We start from the raw sequence: 14,429 nt of genomic DNA on the forward strand, positions 1-14,429 counted from the left end.
TATAATTCAAGGGGCGGGAAAATATTCCTGCTAGGGCTGGCGAGAAAAATGAATGCTGGCCAGGGTAGCCAGTAATTGATCGTAGCTACCAGTATCACCAGCCTGCCATTCCAGGCTGAAGGTCAGTTGCCGGACTAGAAAGAGGGGTAACTCCAGGTACCGGGGGTAATCCCCCGGCTTGATTTCCCCCTGATAAATCTGGCGGCCATCGGCAAAAATGGTTACTTTAACTTTGCCGCTGCTGTTGGCAAAGCTATCGTCGATGCCGGTATACCCCTGGAGACGGGTGTACCGGCCGCGGAGATCGACCTTTAATTCGGCTTTAGTTTGACCTTTGCTTAAATTTACGCCTATACTGCGGCCCAGGTTCATACCCGCCAGGGCTGCCGGCCTGGAGAGGACGAAGAAAGGACCGACGTTCCGCAACACGCGCAGCTCGTCCAGCCAGACATCACCGTTGCCGGCCGGAGGGTCCGTAAAAGCCGGACCCGGAACCAGCCGTCCCCCCTGCTGGCGGGGCAGGGTATAGGCCGGCGTCCCGCCAATCTCCTCAGCCGGCTGGGACGGAGCTGCGGAAGGTGACGTCCGGGCCGAAGGTTGGGAAGACGCCGGTGGCGGGCTGCCTGCCGGACCGGGTTTTGTTGGTGCCTGCTGGCTGCCCTGGCTGCTGTTTACCTGGACTCCCTGGCCGGGGGAGGCCGTTACCGTCCCTCCCCCTACCGGCGAGGCAACCCCTGGCGGTGGGGCAAAGCTGTCGGCCCTGCCGCCGGGGAAAAGGGCCACCGCAGCCGGTACCGGTACAGTCTCGCCCAGGTCGTAGAGGTCGATAATAAAGCTGGCTTCGACTGTTGCAGCGTTTCCCTGGCGTGCAAGGATCTTCAAATTGTGGATGGCCGTCAGGGCCGGCAGGGATTCTAGCTGGCTTATATAATCCTGTAACGCCGGATAAGGGCCGCTGACGGTGACTTCATAGGGATATACCTGAAAGGGATCTCTTTTTTCAACCGGGAGGGGCTTGAAGACCAGGATCCGGAGGGCCGGGTCACGGGGTTGAGCAGCATCCAGAAAGGCTGAGGTACCCTGGAGGGTAAAGCCCAGTCGCTGTCTGGTAGCCTCCCAGGCGGCCCGGGCCTGTTCGGCATTTTTTGTCAGGGATGGTGCCGTAGCCGCTGCCTGCTGGGCGGCAGCCAGGCGTGCCTGGTCCGCCAGAAGGCGGCTCCTGACCTCCCTGTAGGCGGGAAGCTGTTTTCCCCAGACCACGTGATAAAAGAAAAAAGCAAGTAAAACTGCCGCCATTATACCCAGCAACCTCACTTCCCGGCGGCTGAGCTCATAGTTACCAATCTTCATGGGACGTTGCCTGCCTTGCCGGAACCTGCCTGGCCCCCATCGGTTTTACTTTGGGGACCCCCGGCCGTGTCTGGTTTAACCTGGTTCCCCCGGCTCCCCGGGGCTCCCTTAAAAACGGCCTGGATGGTAAAGTTAAGGCTGTTGCCGTCGCCCTTAACCTCCTGGAGGGTCACGGCCTGCCAGAGGTTGCTTCCCTGGAGGTTGTTTAAAAAATCACCTACCGCCCCCAGGGAGGTGCTGCCCCCGGTGAGGGTTAACAACCCTTTGCCCTCGTCCTCCTCCAGGCCGGTCAGCCATACTTCTTCGGGCAGGGCTTCGTCTATGGTTTTTAAAATTGGTTCCCAGCGTCGTTCTTCAGTAACCAGGCGCTGCAATGCTTTCTCCCTTTGCTGCCAGTAGCTAATGGCCTTCTGACTGGCCTGCGCTTGACTGGCGCCAGATTGGTAAAAGGCCAGTTGTTGCTCAATCATGGCCACCCTCCTGGAAATAAGGAACATCTGGCCCAGGAAGGCCAGGTAGAGTAAAAAGACAACTCCCCCCGCTATAAAAGCTACCAGGAGGCCCCTGGACAAAGGCTCGCGCTGCCGGGGACGGTATTCCGGCGGCAATAGGTTAATGGCTACGCTCATGGTTTGATCTCCCTCAAGGCCAAACCAACGGCCACGGCCAGGGCAGGTTCCGCGTCTCCCCCAGCCAGGCCCGGGCGGCCTGGTATCACCGGCACTCCCAGTTCCTCCTGGCAGAAATCAAGCAGCCCTTCCACACCCACCCCTTCTCCGGTGAGGACCAGCCGTTCGGGGTTAAATTCTCCTCCCGACTGGGAGCGGTAAAACTCCAGGGAACGCCGGACTTCCTGGGTCAGTTCGGACAGGCGGCTGGTACCGGCAATCCCCGGACGGGCCAGTTCCCCGGCACCCATGGCTATTACCCGGCTGAAGAGGGGTTGCCCTGACCGGGTCAGGACCAGGTGGCTCCAGCGATCGCCAATGTCCAGCAGAGTCACCGCCCCGCTGATGGTGGCCGCCAGGGCGCGGCAGAGGGCTAGAGGCACCAGGTCGATGGCTACCAGGTCCAGCCCGGCACCCTGAAAGATATTATATAATTGGGTCACCTGTTCCCGGGGCGCCGCCGCCAGGAGAACGGGCATCTGGTTATTGTTCCGGCCGGACCTGTCATCCAGGATGGTCCAGTCGACAACCATATCCCGGGCACCGGTGGGCAGGTAGTTTTCCAGTTCATAGGCCATCCCGGCTTTCAACTCCGCCGGGGCCATCTGCGGCAGACGGAGGTAGCGAACTACCACCCTCTCGCCAGTAATGGCAGTCACGGCCTGACGGCCGTGCCAGCCCGTCCGGGAGGCCGCTTCGGCCAGGGCCGCGACCAGGGCCTGGGGATCATTCAGCCCGCCGGGCGGGGCCGGCACAGTGGCCGTGAGTAACTCCCGGCCCCGGTAAACAGCGGTCCTTATAGCCGTGGCACCGAGATCAACGCCCAGATAGTGGCGGCGTTTAAATAATGTCCCGAGCACAGGTAGTCAACGCCTCCGGAAGACTCATTTTCCTTGTTTCCTTGTTCGGGGTTCGCCCCTTTGAATGACCCAAAGCTATTAATTAGCCACAGTTCTCCAGGAGAGGACCTGCCACCCACCCAAATTCAATCGATTATTTAAAGCTGCATTAAAGCTAGGATCATAGGTAATGTCCAGCAGGCTCAAATAACTATTAACGCCCCGGGCGACAATACTCCCGGTTATATTCAAGTAAGAAATAAACTGGGTGGAAAAATATCCCCCGCTGATAATAATGCCTTGAATATTAAAACTGCCTAATAAACCCCATAGGTCGCCGACATAAAAATTTCCTCCGCTTACCAGCGCCCAGGAACTACCAGGATCGGCCTCTAAATTTGTTTTCAGGGTGATCGTCCCAGAAGCAGCTATAATACCTTTCCCGTGATAAGTGGAAAGGTCCGATTTATCAATTACCAGGTCGCCGTCCCGATATAAAATTTTAATATCACCTGGTCCGGAATCGATAATATCCTGCAATTCAGCCAGGGTATATTTCTCTTTTGTTAGCTGGATGCCATTCTTGTAGGAGGCATCAGGTTCATTTACCCCCCGGGGAAAGACCAGGTTAACCATTTCCTTACCCATACCACTCGGGTTGCCTGAATAACTATTACCGTAATAAGCTTTGCCTTTAATGCTCCCATAGTTAATCAAGTTTTGGCCGGCAACGGCATTACCTTTGATAGTTCCAATGACGTTGTACAAATTACCGGAAGCAGCTACGTTACCGTCCAGGGTTTGCAGTGTAATATACAGATTTCCTAAATAAAGGATATCGCCTTTTATTGTCATCAGTGGTGTCTCCCATAAACTCCCCTGCCCATTACCGGCCATCAGGGCATAAGTGGTTAACGGGCGGGATACATCGGCAACGATTGACCGGCGAATACCTCCAACCTCGGCGTCAGCCTGTAAACTTAAACTTAAAGGCTTTTCCCTGACAGTAACCTGGTTAATACGCCCCCAACTTGTCAGTTGAATATTGTTCAGTCCTTTTCGCCATCCGGGGTCACGGCGTAAGTTTGCCAGGGCCAGGTTTATCCCGGCCTCTGCTAGGTAAGTAGCTTGGTTGATTTTTAAATCGGTGGCCGCCCCCTGGTGTTCACTCAAGGCCAGGTTGAGGAGCCCGGCTCCCAGGAGGGAAAGGACTATGGTTACCAGCAAAACCACCGGCAGGGCACTACCCCGCCGGCACCATAGGAACCGCAAAATCCGGGGCGGCTGCGACGTTTTCTTTTCTACTACCAGATCAGCGATACGGTTTACTTTAAACCCAAGCATCACTATTCCCCGCTATGCCCCGGGTAGATATTAGCCCCGGGCTGCTCCTGTTCCCTGCGGCTAAGGCCAGTTACCTTATCATCAAGCTGACTTTTAGTTTAGCTTCTCCTATCCAGGTACCATTACCGCCGGCAAGGAAAGTAGGGTAGGAGGGCAGAACTTCGCATTTATCTACCATTTACTGCTATGGGGCTACCTAACTCTCTCCGTTCATCACCTTGAGGCGGAGGGCTACCGTGGTGGTAACGGCGAAATCCTGCCCCTGGCCATCCCGGACAACCAGGTGGATGGTAACCATCTTGCTTTGCTCCGGTGGGTTTCGATCGTAGGTGAACTCCAGGGTGCGTACCCCGTAAGCCAGGGGATTATAGCCACTGAAATCCAGAAAACCCTTATTCTTCACGGCCCGGCGCAGGTTGTCACCGGCCAGTTCATATTTGTACTGGTTGCCACCGGTATCCTCAATAATCAAGGTCTGGCTGTTGGAGCCGGACACCACCTGGCTGGCGGCCTGGATCTCCCCTGTCATATGCATGAGGGCGATACGGGCGTTCTGCTGGGCGTCCATCCGGTCCCAGCCTCGCTGCCACCACCTCAAGGCGGCCCCCATGATGCTCAAGGAGGCTCCCAGGACCAGGACCATCAGGCTGGCGGCCAGGACCGTTTCTACCAGGGTAAAACCAGCCCGCCACCTCATGGCCACCTGGCAACCAGGGTCGCCAGTTCCACCTGCCCTGCCGGGTCATTAACGGGCCGTTCCTGCACCACGACCTTTTTCACTTCCAGCGAGGTGTCGTACTCAGACACCAATACTATATATTCGTAATTGCTATTCCCGGGGTCCTCCTGCCAGGACCCGTTCACCCCAGGCATTTCCTCGAGGCCGTTATATCCGGCCGCCAGGCAAGTCTCCAGGTGCGCCCGGGCCAGGTTCAGAGCTACCGTTTCCCGGCCGCCCTGGACGTAGCTCCGCGCAGCGGTGGTGAACATCCCCAGCATGGGGGCCAGCACCGCCGCCAGGATGACACTGGCCACCAGGACTTCAATAAGGGTCAGGCCGCGCTTATCCTTCAGCCAGCTGGAGAGCTTCACGTCGTCCCCCCTGCCTTGACCCGGCCGGTAACCGGCATAATGGTTATATAATACTCCCGGCCATAGCGGTTCTTCAGGACTATATCCCCGCTGTTTACCGGTTCTCCCTCAATGGTAAAGGATATTTCGTTGGGGTAAACAGTTCCCGGCATGGAACCGGTATGCTGTAAACGTAATTCCATAGTAATTCCAGCCGGTAAGGGGGTTTTCTGAATAATAGTTGTATCTTTTTTCAAGAGGTACAGCTTATTACCGGTATCAAAAAGGAGCATCCGGTGGCGATCCTCGCCACCCATTGCTATTTGCTGCAGGTTACGGATGTCATTAACAATTTGCCAGGCCGCCGTCTGCAACTGCCACCAGGCAAGACTCCTGGCCACTATAGGCAGGACCACCGTAGCCAGGAGGCCGGTGATGGCCATGACGGCTACCATTTCTACCAGGGTAAAACCGCCATTTCCCTTTAACGGCCGCCTGGAGCCAGCCCCTGCTCCCCCTGCCATGTCGAGTACCCTCATGTTAACAGCCTGCGTTTCGCTTGGCCTGATTTTACATAAACCTGCCAAGATACCAGTGCAACATTTTCTCGCCAAAAAACAATGCCAGCAACCCCCCTATGGCGATAAAGGGCGCGAAGGGAAGGGGGTCCTCCCGTTTTTTTAGGCCAGATACCAGCAAGCAAACGCCCGCCAGGCCGCCTGTGACCAGGGAAAGGAAGAGAGCCAGGGATGCCAGGGGCCAGCCGAGGAAAAGCCCTACCATACCTGCAAGTTTCACATCCCCGCCGCCCATGCCACCATTACTAATTACGGCAACGAGCAGCAAAAATCCTGCTGCTGCGACAGATCCCCCTAAAGCAGCCCGGAACCCCACATCCCGCGCCAGCAGGCTAAAAAGAATACCTCCGCAGGCTCCGGTCACCACTAGGCTATCGGGGATTAAGTAATGCTCCAGGTCGATGAAGCTTGCGGCTACCAGCACGGCGCCCAGGAAAAGGTATTTTACCAGGACCCAGGAGAGGCCGAAATTATAAAAAAGGGTGGTAAACACCACGCCAGTAACAAGCTCAACTATAGGGTATCGAGGGGAAATCGGCAGGTGGCAGTAACGGCACCTGCCCCGCAGAAACAGGTAGCTCAATACGGGAATAAGGTCGTACCAGGCCAGCTCCCGCCCGCAGGTCGGGCAGTGCGAACGGCCCCAGACCACCGTTTCTCCGCGCGGTAAGCGGTATACGACCACGTTGAGGAAACTGCCGATAAAAAGACCCGCCAAGAAAAAAAATACCAGCATGACTTTTTCCTTATTACTCCTGTAGAATTTGCCTGGCTATCCTGTTATCACCCGTTTATAAATATTTAGCCCTGCTTTGCTCCTGTAAACCTTAGCAGCCGGATGGCCTGCTCCCGGTACCGGACGAGTGAGTACCGGGAGCAATTTTAAAAACCGCCATTATCAACATTATTGGGAGTTATTACTTTGGGATGTATCGTCTTTGGAAATTAAAATGGTTATTGTTCCATTTTCCTCTGTCACTATATTACCAAGATCACCCTGTAACTTCTGTAAAGCAGTGTCGGGTACTTTATCAAGTTGCAAGTACCTGGATTTTTGATTTGTGTCGTTTATATAAGTATAACTTCCGCCCCACGGGTTCTTGGTCGGCCAGCGATCAAGGTAGGGTCCGTTCCAAGTATCCGGGGCACCACTCCAATTATTTTTGTCTACAAGGCCAGGATCTCGGCCCTGAGCTGTTGATGAAGGTGGCCAAACTCCCGTATCAGTATACGCGTTCAATACCGCAGCTTTAATCGTCCGGTAATCTGCCTCGGCGGCCGCCACCTTGCTTTTATCGATGGAATTAAAGGCAACGGGGGCGATAATTGCCGCCAGGATGCCGATGATGGCAATAACAACTAACAGCTCGACCAGGGTGAAGCCTCGCTGGTCCCGCGCCTTTTTCAGTCTCTGCCACATAAATCAATCAACCTCCCTGATTTTTTGCCTGCGCTTTTTACTCTCCTGCAGCCAGCTCGCCGGGGAAACCTACAAGTAAATCACCCCCCTCTTACCCGTATCTTTATCCCCGCTCTCAAACGCCGCAGGATGCAGAGCTATCCTGGCACTCCTCGACATGGAACCGCCGGCCAGGGCATTGTCATGAGGGCAGGCTGCTAGAGTAGCCATCGTCAAAATGAGAAAAAAGATACCCCGGCGCCCTCTACTTTATGCCGCCCAGCATCTGAAAGTAGGGCAGAAAGACCGAAATCACGATCAGCCCTACTATGCCACCGAGGCCGACGATGAGGACGGGTTCTATCAGTGAGGCCAGGCGGCTTACGACCGCCTCCACCTCCAGCTCATAAAGGACTGCCACCCGCTCGAGCATAGCGTCCAGGGCTCCCGTTTCCTCGCCCACCGTAATCATTTCCACCATCATGGGAGGGAAGATCCCGCTCGCTTCCAGGGGAGCCGCCAGGCTCTGCCCGTCGCGTACGCTCTCGGCCGCCCGCTCCACCGCTCTGGCCACCACGGCGTTGCCCACGGTGCGCCGCACTACTTCCAGGGCCAGCAAAACGGGCACGCCGCTGTGCAGGAGGGTACCCAGGGTACGGCTGAAGCGGGCTAAAAGTGTCTTCTGATGTACGGGTCCGAAGATCGGCAAACGTAAAAGCAGGTGGTCGACCTGATACCGCCCGTCCGGACCCTGCCGCCAGCGGTAAAACCCGTAACCGGCGCCAGCCAGGAGAAGTACCAGGACAAACCACCAGCGCCGCAGTCCTTCACTCAACCCCAGGATCATCCGCGTCGGCCAGGGCAGGGGAACCTGCAGGCTGTTTAACATCACCTGAAAGGAGGGCAGGACGTAGGTGAGGAGGAAGATAACCGCCCCCACCGCTACCAGGCTCACCACCGCCGGGTAGGTCAGGGCCGATTTGACCTTTTCCTCCACCTCATGCTCCCTTTCCAGGTGCCCGGCCAGGCGCTCCAGGGTCTCGTCCAGGGCGCCTCCCAGTTCACCGGCCTCGACGGTATGGATAACGATAGGGGGATAGACCCGGGGCTGCCGTCCCAGGGCCCGGTAAAAGGCCTCTCCGGACTCCAGGTCCTGGAGGAGCACACCGATGCTTTCACGCAGGGAAGGATTTTCTACCTGCCGCTGTAAAACACGCAGGGCGGACATAATCGGCAGGCCGGCCCCCAGCATAGTCGCCAGTTGACGACAGAAGAGGGCCAGGTCGCGGCGGGATACCGGCCGGCGGAAGAGGCCCCGCCAGTCCAGGGCAGGCTTGACATCTACCGGCCGTAAGGAAGTAATAAAGATCCCCTGCCGCCGCAGTTCCTGGATGGCCACTTCCTGGTTTTCCGCTTCTAGATTCCCGCTAACTGCATTCCCCCTGGCATCCCTTCCCCGGTAGGCAAAGTTCATGCTTCCCCTCCAAACATATAAATAAATAGCCACCGGTAGCAGGGAAAGGCAAAACTCTTCCCCGGCAGCCCGGCGGCCATGACTTGCGTCTGCAGGCCCGTGGCTTTGCGCCCCTGGCTTTCACCAGGTTTGCCCTTAACAAGGATATTTTTCTATTCGCCGCAAACCGCCAGAATCCTCCTTTAGCCGGTGTCCTTAACCAATATTTAAACCTTCCTCAAAAATTACTCCCCGGGTGATCAGTTGCCGCAGCGCCATCTCCATGGTCTGCATCCCGTAGCGGGCTCCGGTCTGCATAGTGGAAACGATTTGATGGGTTTTACCCTCGCGGATGAGATTCTTCACTGCCGGGGTGGCTATCAACACTTCTACAGCCGCCACCCGGCCCTTCCTGTCGGCCCGCGGTAAAAGCTGCTGGGTGATCACCCCTTCCAGGGTGTCGGCAAGCTGGATCCGTACCTGCCCCTGCTGGTGGGGCGGGAAAACGTCAATGATCCGATCCACACTCTGGACGGCACTGCTGGTGTGCAAAGTCGCCAGGACCAGGTGACCTGTTTCGGCAGCCGTAATGGCCGTGGCGATGGTTTCCAGGTCGCGCATCTCCCCGACCAGGATAACGTCGGGGTCCTGACGCAGGGCGGCCCGCAGGGCGCTGGCAAAGGACCTGGTATCAGAACCCACTTCCCGCTGGTTGACTATGCTGCGGCGGTGCTGGTGCAAGTACTCAATGGGGTCTTCCAGGGTGATGATGTGACAGCTCCGCTCCCGGTTGATTTTATCCACCATGGCCGCCAGGGTGGTGGATTTACCGCTGCCCGTCGGCCCCGTCACCAGGATCAGGCCGTGCTGTCTGCCCGCCAGTTCGGCCACCACCGGCGGTAAACCCAGGGACTCCAGGCTGGGTATCTCCCTGGGGATAAGGCGGATGGCCGCCCCGACGCTCCCCCGCTGGTGAAAGACATTGACCCGGAAACGGCTTACACCGGGCAGGGAGTAAGCCAGATCGATTTCACCTTGCTCCTGAAATACCTCCCACTTATCGCCCACTATAGGCCGTACCAGGCGGGCTGTCATCTCCAAATCCAGGGGGTCCCACTGGCGCTGGACCTGGAGTTCGCCGTGCACCCGGAAAACCGGCGGTAGCCCAACAGAGATATGGACGTCGGAGGCACCGGCGGCGGCAGCCGCTACCAGGATTGTTTCGATATCGAGCATCTTGACCCTCCCATTACAAACCTCCCAGGGAAACGCGTAGGACCTCGCTCACCGTAGTGATCCCCTGGCGGGCTTTTTCCAAACCGTCGTCAATCAAAGGAACCATACCGCCGGCCACCGCTGCCTCCTTCAGGGCCGTAGCCGGCGCCTTGGCGGCTACCAGGCGCCGGAGTTCTTCATTCATGACCAGGACCTCCTGGATGGCCGTCCGGTTGGTGTAACCGGTATAATGGCAGTTTTCGCAACCCCGGCCGCGCCAGAGCCGTTCCGCGCCCGGCAACCAGGCCCTTTCCGGAGAGCCCGGCTCCGGCTCGTACATCTCCCGGCAATGGGGACAGATGCGGCGCACCAGGCGCTGGGCCACCACGCCAATAAGGGAGGAATTGACCAGGTAGCCTTCCACTCCCATATCCAGGAGGCGGGTTACGGCGCCGGCGGCGTCATTGGTGTGCAGGGTCGTTAAGACCAGGTGACCGGTAGTCGCCGCCCGGACGGCGATATCGGCCGTCTCCCGGTCGCGAATCTCCCCGACCATAATGATATCCGGGTCCTGACGCAGGATGGAACGCAGCCCTGAAGCAAAGGTCAGGCCGGCCTTGGGGTTAACCCGCACCTGATTGATGCCGGGCAGCAGGTATTCTACCGGATCCTCAATGGTAATGATATTTTTTTCCGGCGAGCTTAAAATGTTAAGAGTAGCATAAAGGGTCGTCGTCTTACCGCTGCCCGTGGGACCGGTAATGAGGAGCATGCCGTAGGAACTGTGGATGAGACTCTCAAAGCGTTCTTTTATGGCCGGCAAAAATCCCAGGTCGTCCAGGGGCAGGAGCATGGCCTCCTGGTCCAGGAGGCGCAGGACGATCTTTTCGCCGTAAACAGTAGGCAGGCTGGAAACCCTGAGGTCGACACTGCGTTTACCCAGGGTAAACTGAAAACGGCCGTCCTGGGGCAAGCGTTTTTCGGCGATGTCCATGCCGGCCATGATCTTGATCCTGGAGATCAGGCTACTTAAAACCCCCAGGGGCAGGCGGGTCAACTCCCGCAGCAGGCCGTCTACCCGCAGGCGCACCCGGACCTCCCCCTCCTGGGGCTCTATATGGATGTCGCTGGCCCGGGTCTGGATGGCCTGCTGGATAAAACTGTTGACCAGGCGCACAGCCGGCGCGCCTTCCGTGCCGCCGGCGCGCCCGCCAGATTCCGCGGCGGCGACGGCTGCCGCTACTTCGCTCATGCTCGTAACGGGTTCCCGTTGCCAGAACCGGCTTAAAGCTGCCTCGATTTCCTTCTCGGCGGCTATAGCCGGCATAATCTCCTTGCCGGTGACCAGGCGCAGGTCGTCCAGGGCCACGAGGTTCAGGGGATCGGCCATGGCCACCAGGAGGCGGTTGCCGTCCAGGCGGATGGGGATGGCCTGGTAGCGCCGGGCCAGGCCTTCCGGCACCAGGCGGACCACCTCCGGATCCAGGTGGTAGTCAGCCAGGACCACCTTGGGGATCCCCAGCTGGAACTCCAGGACCTCCAGCATGCTGGCCTCGGTGATAAATCCCAGGCGGATTAAAACCTTACCCAGGCGCTCCCCGCTGCGTTTCTGTTCCTGCAGGGCCTGTTCCAGCTGGGCCGGGGTAAGCATCCCGGCTTCGATCAACAGGTCCCCCAGTCGTCGTCGACTATCCATATGACTCACCCCTCCGCTGCCGCACCGTTTTCAACCACCGCCGCGATTTCCTCGATACTGACGGGGACAAGACGCACCCGGCCCAGGCTTTCCGGCAGGACCATCCGCAGCTGGCCCTGGCGGATCTTTTTGTCGTGGCCCAGGGCCGCCCGGAAGGTTGCCGGATCGAGGTCCGGCAGGGTCACCGGCAGGCCGGCCCTTGCTAAAAGGCGCACCAGCCGCCCGGTCTCTTCCATAGAAAACATACCCCGCCGGACGGCCAGGCGGGCGGCGGCCACCATACCCATGGCCACCGCCTCACCGTGGCGGTAGGCGGTAAAACCGGTAACGGCCTCAACGGCATGACCGACTGTATGCCCGAAGTTCAGGACGGCCCGCAGGCCGCTTTCCCGCTCGTCCCTGGCCACCACCGCCGCCTTCATGGCGCAGCTACGCAGGACGATGGTTTCCAGGACTTCCTTATCCCCGGCCAGGGCTCCCTCCAGGTGCTCTTCTAAATAAGCAAAAAAGCTGGCGTCGCCGATTACCCCGTACTTGATGACCTCAGCCAGGCCGGCCCGGATCTCCCGCGGCGGCAGGGTGGTCAGGGTATCCAGATCGGCGATAACGGCCAGCGGCTGGTAAAAGGCGCCGATGAGGTTTTTGCCGCCGGGGTGGTTGACGGCCACCTTGCCGCCGACGCTGGAATCCACCTGGGCCAGGAGGGTGGTGGGCACCTGGATGAAAGGAACCCCCCGCAGCCAGGTGGCGGCTATAAACCCGGAGACATCGCCCACCACTCCGCCGCCCAGGGCGATGACGGCGGCCTGGCGCTCGATCCCGGCGGCCAGGGCGGAGTCGTAGAGGCTAGCTGCCACCTGAAGGGTTTTGGCCTCTTCTCCATCGGGTACCAGGGCCAGGTGGGGGTTAAAGCCTCCGGCCTTCAGGCTGGATTCCAGCACAGGCCAGTAGAGCCCGGCCACAGTGGCATTGCTTACCACCAGGCAGGGGGCTGCCAGATTAAGATTACGCAAGATGGAACCTGCCACCGGCAGCAATCCGGAGCCGCAGTGGATTTTATAAGTTCGCTCGCCCAGGTCTACGTTAAGCTCTCCAGCCACGCCTTTAAAGCCTCCTTTATTTCCCGCGCCACGGCGGCCGCCTCCTTACCGTCGGTATCGATATAGATATCAGCGAAGGCATAATAGGGCTCCCGGCGCCGGAGGAGGGCGGCGATGTCCCGTGGTTCCCGCCCCTGGAGTAGGGGACGGCTGTCGTCCAGCCCGGCCCGTTTGAGGGCCGTCTCCGGCCGCACCTGAAGCCAGACGACCTTGTTGCCCTCCCGCAGCAACTTGACGTTGACCCCGCAAAGGACCGCCCCCCCGCCGGTGGCAATAACTGCCTGCCGGGCGGTCGCCACCCGGGCGACGGCTTCTTTTTCTACTTCCCGGAAAAACTCCTCCCCTTCCCGGGCAAAGATCTCTTTTACGGGCAGGCCCAAGCGTTCCTCAACCATGGTATCGGTGTCCAGGAAGCTCCACCCCAGATCCCGGGCCAGGAGCCGGCCGACGGTCGTCTTACCGCTGCCCATAAAACCGATCAGGACGATGTTCCCCGGCATCCTTCCTCACCCCTTCTGTTAGCAAGAAATGTCAATTCAATTGAATTCAGTCTCAAATTTCCTGCAGGTACTGCCGGTAGGCAGCCAGGCGTTCCTGGATGACCGGTAAATAGTTGCCCCCGAATTGTTCCAGTATAGCCCCGGCCAGGACCCAGGCCACCGCTGCCGCGGCTACCACCGCCGCCGCCGGAACGGCGCAGACATCGGAACGCTCGATGCTGGCTGTCGCCGGTTGTTTGGTGACCAAATCGACGCTGGGCAGTGGGTGCATTAGGGTGGGAATGGGTTTCATGGCTGCTCGCAGGACGAGGGTTTCGCCATTGGTCAGGCCGCCTTCCAGGCCGCCGGCCCGGTTGGTAGGATGATAGAAGCCCTGCCCCTTGCGGTAGGCAATGGCGTCGTGGGCCCGGCTCCCCGGCAGGGCAGCCACCCTGAAGCCGGCGCCGATCTCAACTCCTTTGATGGCCGGGATGCTCATGAGCGCCTGGGCCAGGCGGCCGTCCAGGCGCCGGTCCCAGTGGACATGACTGCCCAGGCCGGCAGGAACGCCCCGGGCCAGGACCTCGACTACCCCTCCCAGGGTATCTCCCTGCTGTCGTGCTTCTTCAATGGCCGCCACCATGGCCCGGCCCGCTTCCGGGTCAGCGCAGTAGACCGGTGACTCGACGGCCCGGCAGGCGGCCTCCCAATCCACCTGCTCCCGGACCTCTACGGGCCCGATCCGCACGACGTGGAAGGCCAGTTCAATGGCTAATTCTTTGAGCAGCACTGCCGCCACCGCCCCGGCGGCCACCCTGGCCGCCGTTTCCCGGGCGCTGGCCCGCTCCAGGATATTGCGCAGGTCCGCCTGGTGGTATTTCAATCCTCCCGCCAGGTCGGCATGTCCCGGCCGCGGTCGGGTTACTACCCGGGCGGCCCTGGCTTCCGGTCCCGGGGCCATGATCTCCTGCCAGTTCTCCCAGTCCCGGTTGGCGATGAAGAGGGCTATAGGACTGCCCAGGGTCAGGCCACCGCGCACCCCGGCCAGGATCTCGGCCTGATCCCGTTCAATGGCCATGCGGCCGCCGCGGCCATATCCCCCCTGGCGGCGGGTCAGCCAGGTATTTATGTCTCCATCTGTCAGGGGCACCCCGGCCGGCAGCCCTTCGACAATGACGCTCAGGCCCCGGCCGTGGGATTCCCCGGCAGTCAGATAGCGCAGCATATGTATCCATCC

General features: G+C 59.2%; 15 protein-coding genes and 1 riboswitch. All 15 genes read right to left on the reverse strand.

Going from position 1 to position 14,429, the window contains the following annotated elements:
* Positions 1–30: 30 nt before the first annotated feature.
* The 15 genes from MOTHE_RS07470 to aroC all read right to left on the reverse strand — a co-directional run bounded on the left by MOTHE_RS07470 (position 31) and on the right by aroC (position 14,417).
* Positions 31–1,350: an NPCBM/NEW2 domain-containing protein gene (locus MOTHE_RS07470; protein ID WP_011393052.1), complete on the reverse strand. Its 1,320-nt coding sequence runs from the start codon at positions 1,348–1,350 to the stop codon at positions 31–33.
* Positions 1,347–1,979 (reverse strand): PilN domain-containing protein, encoded by a 633-nt coding sequence (locus MOTHE_RS07475; RefSeq protein ID WP_011393053.1) that lies wholly within the window; start codon positions 1,977–1,979, stop codon positions 1,347–1,349. The genes MOTHE_RS07470 and MOTHE_RS07475 overlap by 4 nt, the downstream gene beginning before the upstream one ends.
* Complete coding sequence (gene pilM / locus MOTHE_RS07480) at positions 1,976–2,878, reverse strand: type IV pilus biogenesis protein PilM (protein WP_011393054.1); 903 nt, start codon at positions 2,876–2,878, stop codon at positions 1,976–1,978. The genes MOTHE_RS07475 and pilM overlap by 4 nt, the downstream gene beginning before the upstream one ends.
* Before the next feature lie 78 nt (positions 2,879–2,956).
* Positions 2,957–4,201 carry a hypothetical protein gene (locus MOTHE_RS07485; RefSeq protein WP_011393055.1) on the reverse strand — a complete coding sequence of 415 codons (1,245 nt, stop codon included), beginning with the start codon at positions 4,199–4,201 and terminating at the stop codon, positions 2,957–2,959.
* 196 nt (positions 4,202–4,397) lie between these two features.
* Positions 4,398–4,904 carry a ComGF family competence protein gene (locus MOTHE_RS07490; RefSeq protein WP_162490061.1) on the reverse strand — a complete coding sequence of 169 codons (507 nt, stop codon included), beginning with the start codon at positions 4,902–4,904 and terminating at the stop codon, positions 4,398–4,400.
* Positions 4,895–5,293 (reverse strand): prepilin-type N-terminal cleavage/methylation domain-containing protein, encoded by a 399-nt coding sequence (locus MOTHE_RS07495; protein WP_011393057.1) that lies wholly within the window; start codon positions 5,291–5,293, stop codon positions 4,895–4,897. Before MOTHE_RS07495 ends, MOTHE_RS07490 begins: the two co-directional genes overlap by 10 nt.
* A complete protein-coding gene (locus tag MOTHE_RS07500; protein WP_071522541.1) occupies positions 5,290–5,811 on the reverse strand; it encodes a type II secretion system protein in 522 nt (173 codons plus the stop codon). The genes MOTHE_RS07495 and MOTHE_RS07500 overlap by 4 nt, the downstream gene beginning before the upstream one ends.
* A 31-nt stretch (positions 5,812–5,842) precedes the next feature.
* Positions 5,843–6,586, reverse strand: coding sequence for a prepilin peptidase (locus MOTHE_RS07505; RefSeq protein WP_011393059.1), 744 nt, complete (start codon positions 6,584–6,586; stop codon positions 5,843–5,845).
* Positions 6,587–6,754: 168 nt separating this feature from the next.
* Complete coding sequence (locus MOTHE_RS07510; RefSeq protein ID WP_011393060.1) at positions 6,755–7,270, reverse strand: prepilin-type N-terminal cleavage/methylation domain-containing protein; 516 nt, start codon at positions 7,268–7,270, stop codon at positions 6,755–6,757.
* A 244-nt stretch (positions 7,271–7,514) separates the two neighbouring features.
* Positions 7,515–8,723 carry a type II secretion system F family protein gene (locus MOTHE_RS07515; RefSeq protein WP_011393061.1) on the reverse strand — a complete coding sequence of 403 codons (1,209 nt, stop codon included), beginning with the start codon at positions 8,721–8,723 and terminating at the stop codon, positions 7,515–7,517.
* Positions 8,724–8,783: 60 nt separating this feature from the next.
* A riboswitch (cyclic di-GMP riboswitch) is annotated at positions 8,784–8,867 on the reverse strand.
* A gap of 51 nt (positions 8,868–8,918) precedes the next feature.
* Entirely contained in the window at positions 8,919–9,938 is a 1,020-nt protein-coding gene (locus tag MOTHE_RS07520; RefSeq protein ID WP_011393062.1) for a type IV pilus twitching motility protein PilT, read from the reverse strand.
* Positions 9,939–9,951: 13 nt separating this feature from the next.
* Positions 9,952–11,613 carry a GspE/PulE family protein gene (locus MOTHE_RS07525; protein WP_011393063.1) on the reverse strand — a complete coding sequence of 554 codons (1,662 nt, stop codon included), beginning with the start codon at positions 11,611–11,613 and terminating at the stop codon, positions 9,952–9,954.
* Positions 11,614–11,618: 5 nt separating this feature from the next.
* The gene (gene aroB, locus MOTHE_RS07530) at positions 11,619–12,713 is read right to left on the reverse strand and encodes a 3-dehydroquinate synthase (protein WP_011393064.1); all 1,095 of its coding nucleotides are present in this window, start codon (positions 12,711–12,713) and stop codon (positions 11,619–11,621) included.
* Entirely contained in the window at positions 12,692–13,213 is a 522-nt protein-coding gene (locus MOTHE_RS07535; RefSeq protein ID WP_011393065.1) for a shikimate kinase, read from the reverse strand. Before MOTHE_RS07535 ends, aroB begins: the two co-directional genes overlap by 22 nt.
* Before the next feature lie 52 nt (positions 13,214–13,265).
* A complete protein-coding gene (aroC, locus tag MOTHE_RS07540) occupies positions 13,266–14,417 on the reverse strand; it encodes a chorismate synthase (protein ID WP_053094862.1) in 1,152 nt (383 codons plus the stop codon).
* Positions 14,418–14,429 lie beyond the last annotated feature (12 nt).

The sequence above is a fragment of the Moorella thermoacetica genome (genome assembly GCF_001267405.1).
GTDB lineage: Bacteria > Bacillota > DSM-521 > Neomoorellales > Neomoorellaceae > Neomoorella > Neomoorella thermoacetica.

Excerpts from the sequence above, each read along its gene's own strand:
- MOTHE_RS07525 (WP_011393063.1), bottom strand. The coding sequence starts at position 11,613 with ATGGATAGTCGACGACGACTGGGGGACCTGTTGATCGAAGCCGGGATG.
- MOTHE_RS07485 (WP_011393055.1), bottom strand. The coding sequence starts at position 4,201 with ATGCTTGGGTTTAAAGTAAACCGTATCGCTGATCTGGTAGTAGAAAAG.
- MOTHE_RS07475 (WP_011393053.1), bottom strand. The coding sequence starts at position 1,979 with ATGAGCGTAGCCATTAACCTATTGCCGCCGGAATACCGTCCCCGGCAG.
- MOTHE_RS07505 (WP_011393059.1), bottom strand. The coding sequence starts at position 6,586 with ATGCTGGTATTTTTTTTCTTGGCGGGTCTTTTTATCGGCAGTTTCCTC.
- aroC (WP_053094862.1), bottom strand. The coding sequence starts at position 14,417 with ATGCTGCGCTATCTGACTGCCGGGGAATCCCACGGCCGGGGCCTGAGC.
- MOTHE_RS07515 (WP_011393061.1), bottom strand. The coding sequence starts at position 8,723 with ATGAACTTTGCCTACCGGGGAAGGGATGCCAGGGGGAATGCAGTTAGC.
- MOTHE_RS07510 (WP_011393060.1), bottom strand. The coding sequence starts at position 7,270 with ATGTGGCAGAGACTGAAAAAGGCGCGGGACCAGCGAGGCTTCACCCTG.
- MOTHE_RS07520 (WP_011393062.1), bottom strand. The coding sequence starts at position 9,938 with ATGCTCGATATCGAAACAATCCTGGTAGCGGCTGCCGCCGCCGGTGCC.
- MOTHE_RS07500 (WP_071522541.1), bottom strand. The coding sequence starts at position 5,811 with ATGAGGGTACTCGACATGGCAGGGGGAGCAGGGGCTGGCTCCAGGCGG.
- MOTHE_RS07470 (WP_011393052.1), bottom strand. The coding sequence starts at position 1,350 with ATGAAGATTGGTAACTATGAGCTCAGCCGCCGGGAAGTGAGGTTGCTG.
- MOTHE_RS07535 (WP_011393065.1), bottom strand. The coding sequence starts at position 13,213 with ATGCCGGGGAACATCGTCCTGATCGGTTTTATGGGCAGCGGTAAGACG.